At 60.6% G+C, this 13,494-nt stretch carries 12 protein-coding genes; all 12 read right to left on the minus strand.

Annotated elements, in window-relative coordinates; genetic code table 11:
* Positions 1 to 38: 38 nt before the first annotated feature.
* Positions 39 to 395 (minus strand): flagellar protein FlaG, encoded by a 357-nt coding sequence (locus tag ND528_RS04575; RefSeq protein ID WP_130910458.1) that lies wholly within the window; start codon positions 393 to 395, stop codon positions 39 to 41.
* A 72-nt stretch (positions 396 to 467) separates the two neighbouring features.
* Positions 468 to 1,319, minus strand: coding sequence for a flagellin domain-containing protein (locus tag ND528_RS04580; protein WP_130910459.1), 852 nt, complete (start codon positions 1,317 to 1,319; stop codon positions 468 to 470).
* Positions 1,320 to 1,561: 242 nt separating this feature from the next.
* The gene (locus ND528_RS04585; protein ID WP_263469778.1) at positions 1,562 to 1,828 is read right to left on the minus strand and encodes a hypothetical protein; all 267 of its coding nucleotides are present in this window, start codon (positions 1,826 to 1,828) and stop codon (positions 1,562 to 1,564) included.
* A complete protein-coding gene (locus ND528_RS04590; protein WP_212615581.1) occupies positions 1,825 to 3,114 on the minus strand; it encodes a motility associated factor glycosyltransferase family protein in 1,290 nt (429 codons plus the stop codon). The genes ND528_RS04585 and ND528_RS04590 overlap by 4 nt, the downstream gene beginning before the upstream one ends.
* An 87-nt stretch (positions 3,115 to 3,201) precedes the next feature.
* Complete coding sequence (locus ND528_RS04595; protein WP_016771093.1) at positions 3,202 to 4,128, minus strand: ketoacyl-ACP synthase III; 927 nt, start codon at positions 4,126 to 4,128, stop codon at positions 3,202 to 3,204.
* Between the two features lie 227 nt (positions 4,129 to 4,355).
* Positions 4,356 to 5,408 carry a pseudaminic acid synthase gene (pseI, locus tag ND528_RS04600; protein WP_263469779.1) on the minus strand — a complete coding sequence of 351 codons (1,053 nt, stop codon included), beginning with the start codon at positions 5,406 to 5,408 and terminating at the stop codon, positions 4,356 to 4,358.
* On the minus strand, positions 5,401 to 6,906 hold the full coding sequence (gene pseG, locus ND528_RS04605) for a UDP-2,4-diacetamido-2,4,6-trideoxy-beta-L-altropyranose hydrolase (RefSeq protein WP_263469780.1): 1,506 nt from the start codon (positions 6,904 to 6,906) through the stop codon (positions 5,401 to 5,403). The genes pseI and pseG overlap by 8 nt, the downstream gene beginning before the upstream one ends.
* Entirely contained in the window at positions 6,903 to 7,598 is a 696-nt protein-coding gene (gene pseF, locus ND528_RS04610; RefSeq protein WP_137216048.1) for a pseudaminic acid cytidylyltransferase, read from the minus strand. The genes pseG and pseF overlap by 4 nt, the downstream gene beginning before the upstream one ends.
* Before the next feature lie 6 nt (positions 7,599 to 7,604).
* Complete coding sequence (gene pseC / locus ND528_RS04615; RefSeq protein ID WP_137216050.1) at positions 7,605 to 8,768, minus strand: UDP-4-amino-4,6-dideoxy-N-acetyl-beta-L-altrosamine transaminase; 1,164 nt, start codon at positions 8,766 to 8,768, stop codon at positions 7,605 to 7,607.
* On the minus strand, positions 8,765 to 9,766 hold the full coding sequence (gene pseB / locus ND528_RS04620; RefSeq protein WP_263469781.1) for a UDP-N-acetylglucosamine 4,6-dehydratase (inverting): 1,002 nt from the start codon (positions 9,764 to 9,766) through the stop codon (positions 8,765 to 8,767). The genes pseC and pseB overlap by 4 nt, the downstream gene beginning before the upstream one ends.
* A gap of 23 nt (positions 9,767 to 9,789) precedes the next feature.
* Positions 9,790 to 12,699: a glycosyltransferase family 2 protein gene (locus ND528_RS04625; RefSeq protein ID WP_263469782.1), complete on the minus strand. Its 2,910-nt coding sequence runs from the start codon at positions 12,697 to 12,699 to the stop codon at positions 9,790 to 9,792.
* 55 nt (positions 12,700 to 12,754) lie between these two features.
* Positions 12,755 to 13,492, minus strand: coding sequence for a cephalosporin hydroxylase family protein (locus ND528_RS04630; RefSeq protein ID WP_263469810.1), 738 nt, complete (start codon positions 13,490 to 13,492; stop codon positions 12,755 to 12,757).
* Positions 13,493 to 13,494: the final 2 nt, after the last annotated feature.

Consider the following 13,494-nt stretch of genomic DNA (forward strand, 5'->3'; position numbering starts at 1 on the left):
GCGTCCTGAGAACGAACAAACACTATTCATGCCATTTATCAGACTTTGGCGTCGAACAACACATGACTTGCGTTGGCGAGGCTGTCAGCCAGCTTGAGGGCTTCGGCGGAGGGAATCTGTCGAACCACTTCACCTGTCTCGCTTGCGATCACCTTGACGATGACTTTGCCGGAATGCTCGTCAATCGAGAACTCCAGATTACGCTTGATCGACTGGACGAACTTTTCGATCTCTTGCACCGCCAGTTTCAACTTGGCGCTGTCCGAATCCTGATCCTTGACAGCGACCGGTGCTTCAGTCTTTTGGACTTTAGGCAGCTCTGACGGTTTGTCAGCAACCGGTGGCACTGGTTTGGGAGCCGGATAAGACACGTTAAGCTTTACGCTCATGTCCATGCCCATCACCTCTTAACGTAAAAAAGCGAGAGAGCACGACCAGCGCACTCCCCCGCTCAAACTTGTTCCGAATTACTGAAGCAGTTTCAGTACAGCGGAAGGCAGTTGGTTGGCCTGGGCCAGAACCGAAGTGGAAGCTTGCTGCAGAGTTTGCTGCTTGGTCAGGTTAGCAGTTTCTGCGGCGAAGTCGGTGTCCTGTACACGACCCTGGGCAGCGGTGGTGTTTTCAGTGATGTTCTGCAGGTTGGAGATGGTGCTGGTCAGACGGTTCTGCGAAGCACCGAGGCTGGCACGAGTTGCACCGATTGCAGCGATTGCCGCGTCGATTGCAGTGATCGCGCTGTCGATGTTCTGAGCAGCACCAGTAACGGTAGCGCCAGTCAGGGACAGAGTGCCGCTACCAACCGACAGGCTGACGGCGTCGAACTTGGAGCTCAGTACCAGGTCGATGTGGTTGGCCGAACCGGTGTTTGCGCCAACTTGCAGGGTCACAGTACCAGCCGAACCGTCCAGCAGGTTCTTGCCGTTCAGGTTGGTCGAAGCGGAGATACGGGTGATCTCGTCCGACATCTGAGCGAATTCAGAGTTGGTAGCGGTCTGGTCAGCAGTACCGTTGGTGCCGTTACGGGCTTTAACAGCCAGTTCACGCATACGCTGCAGGATGTCGGTAGTAGCTTGCAGAGCGCCTTCAGCGGTCTGGGCAACGGAGATACCGTCGTTGGCGTTCTGGATGGCCTGGGTGTTACCGCGGATCTGCGAAGACATACGGTTGGAGATCTGCAGGCCAGCGGCGTCGTCTTTGGCGCTGTTGATTTTCAGGCCGGAAGACAGGCGCTGCATCGAAGTGGACAGAGCGTCGGAAGCGCGGTTCAGGTTTTTCTGAACGTTCAACGATGTGGTGTTGGTGTTTACTGTTAAAGCCATGACGAATTCCTCGTTGGTTGGGTACTGCGGCTTCCGGCCCTGGCAACCGCCGGGTATGGCCTAGAGAACCTTCGTAATAGTTATCGTCGGGTTTGCAGGTTGCTTGAGGGCTTTTTGAAAAAATTTTGCCATCACCACGCCACCCCCGAGAAAACAAAGACTTAGCAGCACATCCAGCGCGAAAAAATGACGCCATAAAACCGCCTGTAACGCGAAGCCGCGGGCCAGTGCTGCGCAGCGGTTCAGCGCCGGACACTTTCCAGCAATTCAACCAGTTCGTATTCCATATAGTCAGCCAGGCCCAACCAGTCCTGGCGCTCCTGACAATCGAGCATTTGCGTGAGCACCTGTGCCCACGCCTGCTGGATATCCACTGAGGCAGACGCCAGACATTGCTGGGCCTGTTCGAACACATCGACCATGGTCAGCGCCGCCTCGACGTCACGCCCCAGGCGAAACAACGCCGCGCATCGGCGACACTGATCCTGACTCTGACTCAGCGCACTCATTGCACGAACTCCGGATTGAATGCGGTACCGGCGATCAGCGCACCGGCGCGACTGCTGTTGAGAAATTCGACCTGCGGATGCGCGGCGATATAACGCTCGAGCACACACAGATAGCCGCGAAAATTCAGCTGCGTGCTGACGCGCTGACCGTGACCATCGCGCACCCAGTGCCGCGCCTGGGCCAGCGGCGGGCCCAGATCGCCGTCGCCCCAACCCGCGTGGGTCTTGTTCATCGGGAAGGCGAAATCAGCACCAAACAGGGTGATTTGCCCGGCGCCCATTTTCACTGCGAGATCCACCGCCGGATGAATCACGCTGCCGCCGACGTGCAGCTCACCGCGTGGATACTGTTCTCGCAGGTCGCTGTAGATCGGGCTGGCCGAGTAGCCGCCATAGCGCTTGCCCTTCCATGCCTTCAATACCTGCGGGTCGCTCATCGGCAGGTACACCAGCGTAATGCCGTCAGACGTCTCGAAGGGCAGATGCCGAAAGCCGATGCGCTGATCAATACTTACCACCACGTCAGGCACGATGCCGTGTTCACGCAACGGCCGATAGGCTGTATCAACGCAGATGAACAACGGCCGCTCGGTACGCTGACGGATCGCCGCCAGACGCTCGAAATGCTGTTCAAGCGTCGGCCCGGTGGCGATCACATAGACTTCCCGCCCAGCGCAACTGCCGAATAATTGCGCCACATCGGCATCGCCAAGCAACACCGGCAGGCATTGCTGCAAGCGCTGCCGGATTTCCGGTGACTGCGGATCGAAATCGCGATTGTTGAACGTCAGGTGTACTTCATTGATCAGCCGGTCGCGAATCTTCGCATTGAAGTCGTCGGCCAATAGCATCTCGGCCGGCAGGGCAAAAAACGGCGTGAAAAAGTCCGGGTGATCACCGGCGTAAAACAGTTCGACCCGAGGATCCTCCAGCCACTGGCGCTGATCGAGCAGTTGCAGCACCAGCGCGAACAGCGCGCCGTTGAGAATGTGCACGTACAGACGCTCCAGCCCCGCGCGCTTAAGCAGCACAACGGGCAAGTCGCCCAGGCCAGTGCCATAGACGTGCAGATGCGGTTTTTCCGGCAGGCTCGCCGCCTGGATCTGCGCCTCGTGCAGACGGTCATGGCGGCTGGTCAACTGAATGCCCTCAACGCTCAGCGTCGAGCCCAGCCCTTGCACGAGTTCGGCCTGTACGGACGCGCTGTCTTCGGCCATCAATCGCTCGAACAGCGCCGGCCAGCGCCGTTGCAACACCTCGGCATTGGCTTGGAAAAACTCGCTCATGGCGCCTCGCGCTCCTTCTCGGGCAAAAAAATAGCGTTCAAGGTTAACCTTGAACGCTATTTTTGTATCAGTGCTTTTTGCTCGGGCTTACGGACGATAGATGATCGCCGAGCCCCATGACAGGCCGACGCCGAAACCGCTCAGCGCAACGCGCTGCCAGTCGGAATCGAGCACGTGTTTTTCCAGCAGCAGCGGAATGCTCGACGACACGGTATTGCCGGTCTCGACCATGTCCTTGATGAATTTCTCCGGCTCGCCTTCGAAGCGTCGCGCCACGGCGTCGACGATCGCCGCGCTGCCCTGGTGAATGCAGAATGCGTCGATGTCATCGGCCTTGAGGTTGGAATCGTCGAGCAACTCGTGCAAGTGCGCCGGGACTTTCAGCAGAGCGAAGTTGAACACCTGACGACCGTTCATGAAGAACACGCCGTTGCTGACTTTCAAGTGCGGTGCGCCGGATCCGTCGGTGCCGAACTTGGCCTTGCCCAGCGCCCAGGTCGGGTTTTCGCCCATCCACGTAGCGGTGGCGGCATCGCCGAACAGCATGGTGGTGTTACGGTCTTCCGGGTCAACGATTTTCGAATACGGGTCAGCAGTGATCAGCAGGCCATTCTTCAGGCCGGCGGCTTCCATGAAGCCCTTGATCGCGTAGATGCCGTAGACGTAACCGGAGCAGCCCAGAGAAATGTCGAACGCTGCGACATTGGTCGGCAGGCCGAGTTTGTCCTGGACGATTGCCGCAGTGTGCGGCAAGCCTTCCTCGTCACCGTTCTGGGTGACGACAATCAGTGCATCGATCGATTCACGCTTCAGTTCCGGGTTGCTGGCAAACAGCGCATTGGCCGCTTCCACGCACAGATCGGAGGTTTCCTGCTCAGCGTCTTTGCGCGGCAGGAACGCCGAGCCGATCTTGCCAAGGATGAACTCTTCATCCTTTTCGAATTTTGCACCTTGTGCGTAATTGTCCACGCCGGCTACAGGAACGTAGCTCGCAATGCTTTTTATGCCAATCATTACGGCTTCCCAATAAAAAACAGCCCAAAACCACCGCTCGCAAGGATTCGAGGGGCGCCGACAAACAGAAAACGGCCGCCACAACGGGCAGCCACGGGAAGCGCAAAGGGCTATCACTGGAACCGCAAAACGGGCCAGGCGCCATCTCCCCGGTCAATACAATACAGTGAAGATGCGCGTTATGACTCGCAGGTCACGCTATTTTGCCGAATCGATGGCAGATTGGCCTATTCGACCAGCGACCAATCCAACGGCGTGCCACGCTTGATTGCGGTGCGCGCGCGGCGTCCGAGGACGGCATCGGTGTGCTTGGGCGGCAGACCGAGGCCGGGACGGATGGCGCGCAGATTGTCCCCGGTAAAGGCTTCACCGGCGGCCATGTCAGCGGTGACATACAGCGAGCGACGATAAACCAGCGACTTGCGCTCGGCCTCGGTCGGCCCGTACTGAACACGCCCCAGCGCCTGCCAGGCACGCTCGGTCTCGACCACCAGACTGGCCAGCTCCGCCGGTTCCAGGGAAAAACTCGCGTCGACGCCACCGGCCGAACGGTCGAGGGTGAAATGCTTTTCCACCACCGTCGCGCCCAGCGCCACCGCCGCCACCGACACGCCAACGCCCATTGAATGATCCGACAGACCGACCTCGCAACCAAACAGCTCGCGCAGATGCGGAATCGTGCGCACGTTGCTGTTGAGTGGCGTCGCTGGATAAGTGCTGGTGCACTTGAGCAAGACCAGATCCTTGCACCCGGCCTCGCGTGCGGCACGCACGGTTTCATCCAGTTCGGCGATGCTGGCCATGCCGGTGGAGATGATCAGCGGTTTACCGGTCGCTGCCACTCGACGGATCAGCGGCAGATCGGTGTTTTCGAAACTGGCGATCTTGTACGCCGGCACCTCGAGGCTTTCGAGAAAATCCACCGCGCTGTCATCGAACGGCGTCGAGAAGGCGAGCATCCCCAGTTCCTTGGCCCGAGCAAAAATCGGCGCGTGCCATTCCCACGGTGTGTGGGCTTTTTCGTAGAGATCGTAGAGCGACGTGCCGGCCCACAGACTGCCCGGATCCTTGATGAAGAATTCACCCTCGGCCAAATCCAGGGTCATGGTCTCGGCGGTGTAGGTTTGCAGCTTCAAGGCATGCGCCCCGGCCATGGCCGCCGCCTCGACGATTTGCAGAGCGACGTCGAGGGACTGGTTATGGTTGCCGCTCATCTCGGCAATGATGAACGGCGGCGCATCGGCACCGATGCTGTGGTGACCAATCTTGAAACTAGACATGCGGGTGATCCTTCAGAACACGGCTGAACGCGCAGGTCTCTTGAGTGAACCCGGCGTCGCGAAAGACTTTCAATGAGGACTGGTTGGCGGGCATGACCCGCGCAGTGATGCGTGTTAATTGCGGCCAGTGCGCAGCAACAAACGCCTCGCCACGGCTGAGCACTGCCCTGCCCCAACCGAGGCCGAAACGCCCCTCCAGCAGATAGATCGACACTTCGGCTTCGAACCCGCGCAAGTCGTAGCGCAGCACCCCGACCGGGCCGTCATCCGCCGCGGCGATCAACAGCAGCCGTTGCGGATTGCGCAGGGTCGCTGTCAGCCAGTTCAGATGCTGCGCCCAATCGATCACGCCGGTTTCCAGCGACCAGCGCCGCACTGCTTCGGCATTGCGCCCATCGAAAAGCAACTGCGCATCGTCCAGCGTCGCCGGGCGCAGCTTGAGCACCGCACCGGCCAGCGCCGCCGCCACGCGCTCGGCACCACGGCCGTCGACCAGTTGCCGCGAACGCTCGGCGAGGCTCTGGCGCAGAAAATAATTGTCCACGACAAAGCCAACCGCATCGCGCAGCTGCTCGACGCTGACCTGCTCGCGGGCGCCCATGAATACATGCGCGCCGGCGGCGGCCATGACTTCGCCGTTGGCCTGCTGATTGTTCGCCACGGCGATGCAGATCGTCGGCAAACCCAGCGCCGCGCGTTCCCAACTGGTGCCACCGCCGGCGCCGATAAACAGATCCGCTTCAGTCATGCGCTGATGAAAATCGCTGACGAAACTGTGCAGGCGCCAGTTCGGCCGCATCTCGGCCAACGCCTGCATCTGCGTCCATGCCGGGTTGTCGGCGCCAGCGACGAAATCCACCTGCAATTGAGTGAAATCAGCGAGGGCGAGCATCGCGCGATGCGTCTGCATCGCCGCGTCGAACCCGCCGAAATTCACCAGCACCCGGCGCGCCTTCGGTCTGATCTCGATGGCCTCGCAGTTGAATTCTTCACGCAGCATGGCGTAGCGCGGGCCGAGCAAGGTGCGACAGCCTGGCGGCAGCAGCGGCGCGTAGTTTTCACTCAAGCCAGAGAGGTTCTGATTGAGCAACAGATCGACGCTGTAGCGCCGCGTGGCCAGATCATCCACGGCGGCGATTCGGTGCGCCCAGCGCCGGGCAGCGGTTTGCCAGTGATGATCAAGGCCATAATGGTCGACGATGATCCAGTCGAACGGTGCCTGCCCGTCCAGCAGCAGGCCCAGTGCATCAATATCGAACTGCCACGGCAACATCGATTCGATGGCCTGCAGCGGGTCTTCATCGCGATAGCGCTCGGGCAGCGCTAAGGTCTCGAAGCCTTCGGCATTCAAGGCTTCGAGTCGATGCCCCGGCAAACGCCGACAGGCAAACGCAACATGACTGCCCTGCCTGCGCAACACTCGCGCCAGTGTCAGGCAGCGGGCGATATGGCCGCTGCCGATGGTCGGCGAGGCGTCGGCGCGAATCAGCACTCTCATTGCAGTTCTCCGCCGGCCTTGAGCGCGGCGTACAGGTATTCGGCGCGTTGCCAGTCCTCGGGCGTGTCGATGTCCTGGACCAGATGACGCGGCAGGATCACCGGCAGGCTGGCTGGCGAGAACAGCGTCTCGCCACGCAACCAGGCTTCGCTGCGGCCCCAGTAAAACTGCCCGGCGTCCTGAAACGCTTCGGGCAGATCCTGCGAACGGGTCGTACGAAATTCGGGGTACAAAGACGTCAACGCGCCCTCCTCGTCGAGGGTCAGTGCGCGCTGCACCGGGAAGCCGAAGCCGCACACCGAAAAGGCAAAAGACTTGTGCGGATGCTGCTTGAGCAAATCCAGACCCTGACGCAGATAACGCGCCTGTAACAACGGTGCAGTCGCGTATACACAACAGGCGTAATCGAACGTCGGCAATTGCTGCAAGGCATGCACGATCACCGCAGCGGTGCCGGTGAAATCATCGGCAAGATCGACCGGTCGCATGAACGGCACCTCGGCGCCATTTGCCCGCGCGACGTCGGCAATTTCATCATCGTCGGTGCTGACCACCACGGCGTCGAACAGCCCTGACTCCAGCGCCGTGCGAATCGAACGCACGATCATCGGCACGCCATCGAACGGCTTGAGGTTCTTGCGCGGGATGCGCTTGCTGCCACCACGGGCGGGGATGATCGCGACGCAGCTCACGGTGCCTTACTCCTCAAGCAGCAGCAGCCGCAGTTGCTCGACCACCTGATCCTGTTGTGCCTCGCTGAGCAAAGGGAACAGCGGCAAGCTGATCGCCTCGGCGTAATAGCGCTCGGCCTCGGGGAAATCGCCCTCGGCGAAACCCAGCTCGCGATAGTACGGCTGCAGATGCACCGGAATATAGTGCAGATTCACGCCGATACCAGCGGCGCGCAGACCTTCGAACACCTGGCGATGGCTGAGATTGCAGCGCTCGGCCTGCACGCGCACGACGTACAAATGCCACGCTGATTCGGCTTCTGGCTGCGCACTTGGCAAGGTCAGTGGCAGGTAAGCGAGGAGTTGATCGTAACGCGCGGCCAGTTCCCGGCGACGTGCGACAAACTCATCCAGTTTGCCCAGTTGCGACAGGCCCAGCGCCGCTTGCAGATCGGTGATCCGGTAATTGAACCCCAGCTCGATCTGCTGGTAATACCACGGCCCGTGGCTGGGTTCGGTCATGTGCTCTGGATCGCGGGTCATGCCATGGCTGCGCAGGCGTCGCAGGCGTTCGGCCAGCGCCGGGCGATTGGTCAGGACCATGCCGCCCTCGGCGCTGGTGATGATTTTCACCGGGTGAAAACTGAACACCGTCATCGCCGCAAATTCGCCACAACCGACCGGGCGGCCGGCGTAGCTCGCGCCCACTGCGTGGGAGGCGTCTTCAATCACGGTGAAGTTGTAGCGCACCGCCAGGTCGGCAATCTTGCGCATATCGCAGCTCTGCCCGGAGAACGCGACGGCGACGAGGACTTTGGGCAGCGTGCCGTCGCGCTCGGCCTGTTCGAGCTTCGCTTCAAGGGCAAAGGCGTCGAGGTTCCAGGTCAGTGGATCGATGTCGACGAAATCGACCTCGGCGCCGCAATAGCGCCCGCAGTTGGCCGAAGCCAGAAAGGTATTCGGCGAGGTCCACAAGCGATCGCCCGGCCCCAGGTCAGCAGCCAGACAGGCAATGTGCAGCGCCGCCGTGGCATTGCACACCGCCACGCCGAAATCGGCCTGACAGCGCTCGGCCATCGCCTGCTCGAAGCGTTCGATGGTCGGCCCCTGGGTCAGCCAGTCCGATTGCAGGACTTCGACCACCGCATCGATGTCCGCCTGATCAAGGCTTTGCCGACCGTAAGGGATCATACCGACAGCTTCGCGTGCAGATCGGCGATCTGCCCGACCGAAAGGAAATGCGGATTGGTGTCCGAGCGATACTCGAAATCCTCGCCCACCGCATGGCCGCGCTCGCCAAGTTTATCGACGGCAAAATCGACGTCGACGCTGGTAAAACGAATCGACGGCTGAATCGTGTAGTGATCCTCGAACTCCAGCGTCATTCGCGCATCGTCCAGCGGCACCATCAGCTCGTGCAGCTTCTCGCCAGGACGGATGCCGACGTTCTTGTGCGGCAGATGCTCGGCCATGCCACGCGCCAGATCGACGATGCGGATCGACGGAATTTTCGGCACGAACACTTCGCCGCCGTGCATCCGCGCGAAGCTGTCGAGGACGAACTGCACGCCGTGATCGAGGGTGATCCAGAAGCGGGTCATGCGCTCGTCGGTGATCGGCAATTCTTGCGCGCCGTCAGCGATCAGCTTGCTGAAAAACGGCACCACGGAACCGCGCGATCCCGCCACGTTGCCATAGCGCACCACGGCGAATCGGGTCTGCTGTTCACCGGCAATGTTGTTGGCGGCGACGAACAATTTGTCCGAAAGCAACTTGGTCGCGCCGTACAGATTGATCGGGCTGGCCGCCTTGTCGGTGGACAGCGCGACGACTTTCTTTACGCCGTTATCGATCGCCGCAGCGATGATGTTTTCCGCGCCGTTGACGTTGGTGCGGATGCATTCGGTCGGGTTGTATTCCGCCGCCGGCACCTGCTTCAACGCAGCAGCGTGCACCACGTAATCGATGCCGCGCATGGCCTGACGCAGACGATCGGCGTCGCGCACGTCACCAATGAAATAACGCATGCACGGCGCGTTGAACGTCTGCTGCATTTCGTACTGCTTCAGCTCGTCGCGGGAGAACACCACCACGCGCTTGGGCTGGTACTGCTCGAGCAGCCGGCGGATGAAGTTACGGCCGAACGAGCCGGTGCCGCCGGAGATGAAAATCGATTTTCCGTTGAACATGTTGTGATTCCTGTCCGGCCTGCTCAGGCGAGCAACTGCGCCCAATTGATCGAGGCGTTTTCGCCCAAAGTGAAACCTTTGCCGCTCAGGGCCAGGTTGGCGTTGTACGCCGGATCCTGGGCGAACGCGTCGGGCCATTTTTCGCGCAGTGCCGCCAGTGCCGCTGGCGCCTTCGGCAGCTCGCCGGTATGCAGCACCTGCACCAGTGGCGTCCACACGGTGAGGTAACCGGCCTGACCGGCCTTCAGGCACAGGTCGACATCGGCATAGCCGTCGGCGAAGGTCGCTTCGTCGAGGCCGCCAAGGGCGTTGAACAGCTCTTTGCCAACCATCAGGCACACCTTGGAAACAGCCGAGTAATTCTGCTCGACAGCCAGACGCTGCATGTAGCCCTCAGCCTTGTGTTTTTCGCCGATGAAGGGCGAACCCACACCGTCGTTGAGGCCGAGAATCAGACCGGCCTGGGCAACCTTGCCGTCACGATCGACCAGTTTGGCGCCGACGATACCGACTTCCGGACGCTGGGCATGGTTGAGCAGCGAATCGATCCAGTTCGGATTGACCACTTCGCTGTCCGCCGCCAGCAGCACCAGGTATTCACCCTGCGCCTGCTCGCTGGCGGCGTTGAACAAGGCAACTTCGCTCAGCGGCTGGTCGGCACGCAACACGTTGACCTTGGCATGGCGCAGCGTGCCCAGCCAGTCGTTGACCTCTGCCGACTGGTTGGCGTTGGCTGCCAGCAGCACTTCGTAGCGGCTGTAGCGAGTACGCAGCAACACGCCTTCGAGGCAGCGACGCAGCACCGGCAGATCATCGATGACCGGCACAATGATCGACACCAGTGGCTGTTCCGTGTGGCGATAATCGATCTGCCAGGTGCCCGGCGTTGTCGATGTGACTTTGGCCTTGTAACCGCGATTGCCCAAGTGACGCAGCAGCGCCAGACGCTCATGGGCGTTTTCTTCCAGAGGCGCCTGCTCGGTGATCAGCAGCGGCTCGTCGAGATGCGCGAGGCCGTCGAGGCCGCCCTGTTCGATGATGCGCAGCAACAGATCGAATTCCAGCGCCTTGCTGAAGTCGGCCTGATAGCCACCGGCCTCGAGCAGGACTTCACGACGGATCAGCCAGTGCCGCGCCATCAGCGACGGCACGCTTTGCAGCAGATCCAGGTTGAAACCGGGGCGGAATACGTCGACCAGTGCGCCGTTTTCCTTGCGCTGGATTTCATCGGTGGCCACCGCACGCACACCTTGGGCGCCGATCAGCTCAAGGCTGGCGCGCAACAGGCCACTGGCGGTGAACAGATCTCCCGCCTCAGCCAGCATCAGCCAGTCGCTTGGCGACTGCTGGGCGCTCTGGTTAAGTTTGTCGACGACGTTGCCGGGCGTGACGCGGACAAAGTGCAGGGTGTTCTGCGCAGTGGTCGCCGCTGGTGCTTCACCGGTGGTGAACACAACAATCCTGAAGGCTTTGCAGTGTCCCTCGAGCAAGCTGTCGAGCGACACTTGCAGCTTGTCGATGTCGTTGTCCAGATCAAGCAGGAAGATGCCGAATTGCGGGCCACCGCCATCAGCCGCCAAGTGCTGGCTGATCGACTCGAGCTGCTCGATGGCGGGCGCGCGCGCAGCCAGCCATTGCAGAAGACGGCCGGATTTCATTTTGTCGAAGCTGGCCTGATGATCATCGACCGTCAGCGCCTCGAGGCGGGCGATCCATTCATGCATGGCTTGCGCCGCCGCCTCGTCACCAAGCACTTGCAGCTGCGCAGCCAGACGCTTGGCAACCACCTGGTTGAACGCGTTCAGGTCATGTGCTTGCCACAGCCGGTCAACCACACTCTCCGGCGTATCGTTGTTGCGCGCCTGCAACAGGTGCGCCTGACGCGTCCAGATTCCTTCCAGCCCTTCCAGTTGCACACGGCCTGCGGGCATGGCGTGCAGCATGAATTCGAACTGTTCCAGACGATCGAAGAACGCCTGGTTGTAGAACGGCATTTCGACGTATTGCAGAGGCCCGAAACGACGATCCGGCAGCTTCAGTTCCTGGTTCCAGGTGGACTCGAAAATCAGTTCGGCGGTCAGCGAACGATTGGACTTCAGACAGTCGGCCATCGCCTGGAAGCTTTCGAGGACGAAGGCCTTGGTTTGCCTGGCATCGAGCCCCTCGATAGCGGAAGGCAACGACACGAGCAAATCGGCGAACGCCTCGCGCTCGGCCACCGATTTCGCATCGACGTAGGTCAGCGAATGATAGACGTCGGTGCTGTGCTCGGACGTGCCATAGTTGATCTCGCGCACGACATACGGCGTCGGCAGGATCCGCGCCTTGGCATTGGCCAGCAGGAAGTAGACGTGACCGATTTCCTGCCATTGGAAATTCGTCCCCGGCGGCAGAGAGGAGTGCCAGGTTTTCATCAGGTCGGTACGGGTCACCGCGTAGAACGGCGGGATGTACTGGCTCATGTAATCGATGACGCGTTCCTGCGCACGGTCGGACGCATAGTCCTCCTGGACCTTCTTGTCACGACGGTAGTAGTTCACCCCACCGGCCAGCGTCAGGTACATCAGGCAATACCCGTGGCACATGCCGTAATCGGGGTTGGCCTGCAGGAAGTCCACGGACTCGGCGAGCGAGTCATGCAGAATGAAATCGTCATCGGCTGCCAGCACCATGTACGGCGTGGTCAACTGCTCCACGCCATAGGCCAGCTTCGCCTGCATGCCCCAGTAAGCGAACTGCGGTACGTGGTGATAGTCGACGGCGGAAAAATCGTCTTCCGGCCGTTCCGGCGTGGAATCCAGCACCATGATCCTGCAGGGCAAGCTGCTGTAGTACTTGACCGCCCGGCGCAGGAACGCCGGCCGATTATGCGTAATCAGCACCACGGTCAACAGCTCGCTGAGTGATCGTTCAGAACTGTACTTGCCTTGCATAACTTCTCTCCACAACCGGCGACTCGCCGAAACAACGCTGGGTAAATGTTGCGAATTAACGGACGCGACGCAGGTAGCCGTCCGGCGCCACGGTGATCAGCAATTTGTTCTGCAATTGCTGGTCGATTTCGAAGTCCCGGTTCTCTTCCAGGTACTTCCACACGGCGGTTTTCGGGTTGTCGCCCGGGCCCCATGGACGATCCGGGAAGAAGTCGGCCGGCATGTCTTCAACCACGGTGTCCATGACCACGCAGTAGCTGTCGACCGACACCAGCGGCGCGTAGAGGCGCAGCTCTTCGAGCACGTGGTCGTGGGTGTGGTTGGAGTCGAGAACCAGAATGACTTTCATGCCTTTGGCGGCGGCCTGCACCTGAGCGGCAATGGCCGGGTCGATGCTCGAACCTTCGATCATCTTGATGCGCTTGGCCATCGGGTGGCTTTCGATGGCTTCGCGGTTGTGCGGACGAATGTCGAGGTCGATGCCCAGCACTTCACCGTGGCCTTGCAACTCCAGCAGCGAGGCGTAGTAGATGATCGAACCGCCGTGGGCAATACCGCACTCGATGACCAGGTCCGGCTTGACCTGCCAGATGATCTCCTGCATCGCCATCATGTCTTGCGGCAGCTGGATGATCGGGCGGCCCATCCACGAGAAGTGGTAGCTGTATTTGTGCTTGGCCGATTCGTTGAAGAAATCCCGGGCCAGGCCGGTCAGTTTCTGGTCGTCACCCTGTTGGGCGATCTGCTCGCGGCACTCGGCTTCGAAAGCCTGGTTGATGCTGTTGTCGGTCATGT

It is taken from the genome of Pseudomonas mercuritolerans (assembly GCF_025706525.1).
GTDB classification, from domain to species: domain Bacteria; phylum Pseudomonadota; class Gammaproteobacteria; order Pseudomonadales; family Pseudomonadaceae; genus Aquipseudomonas; species Aquipseudomonas mercuritolerans.

Excerpts from the sequence above, each read along its gene's own strand:
- ND528_RS04575 (WP_130910458.1), bottom strand. The coding sequence starts at position 395 with ATGGACATGAGCGTAAAGCTTAACGTGTCTTATCCGGCTCCCAAACCA.
- ND528_RS04580 (WP_130910459.1), bottom strand. The coding sequence starts at position 1,319 with ATGGCTTTAACAGTAAACACCAACACCACATCGTTGAACGTTCAGAAA.
- ND528_RS04585 (WP_263469778.1), bottom strand. The coding sequence starts at position 1,828 with ATGAGTGCGCTGAGTCAGAGTCAGGATCAGTGTCGCCGATGCGCGGCG.
- ND528_RS04590 (WP_212615581.1), bottom strand. The coding sequence starts at position 3,114 with ATGAGCGAGTTTTTCCAAGCCAATGCCGAGGTGTTGCAACGGCGCTGG.
- ND528_RS04595 (WP_016771093.1), bottom strand. The coding sequence starts at position 4,128 with ATGATTGGCATAAAAAGCATTGCGAGCTACGTTCCTGTAGCCGGCGTG.
- pseI (WP_263469779.1), bottom strand. The coding sequence starts at position 5,408 with ATGTCTAGTTTCAAGATTGGTCACCACAGCATCGGTGCCGATGCGCCG.
- pseG (WP_263469780.1), bottom strand. The coding sequence starts at position 6,906 with ATGAGAGTGCTGATTCGCGCCGACGCCTCGCCGACCATCGGCAGCGGC.
- pseC (WP_137216050.1), bottom strand. The coding sequence starts at position 8,768 with ATGATCCCTTACGGTCGGCAAAGCCTTGATCAGGCGGACATCGATGCG.
- pseB (WP_263469781.1), bottom strand. The coding sequence starts at position 9,766 with ATGTTCAACGGAAAATCGATTTTCATCTCCGGCGGCACCGGCTCGTTC.
- ND528_RS04625 (WP_263469782.1), bottom strand. The coding sequence starts at position 12,699 with ATGCAAGGCAAGTACAGTTCTGAACGATCACTCAGCGAGCTGTTGACC.
- ND528_RS04630 (WP_263469810.1), bottom strand. The coding sequence starts at position 13,492 with ATGACCGACAACAGCATCAACCAGGCTTTCGAAGCCGAGTGCCGCGAG.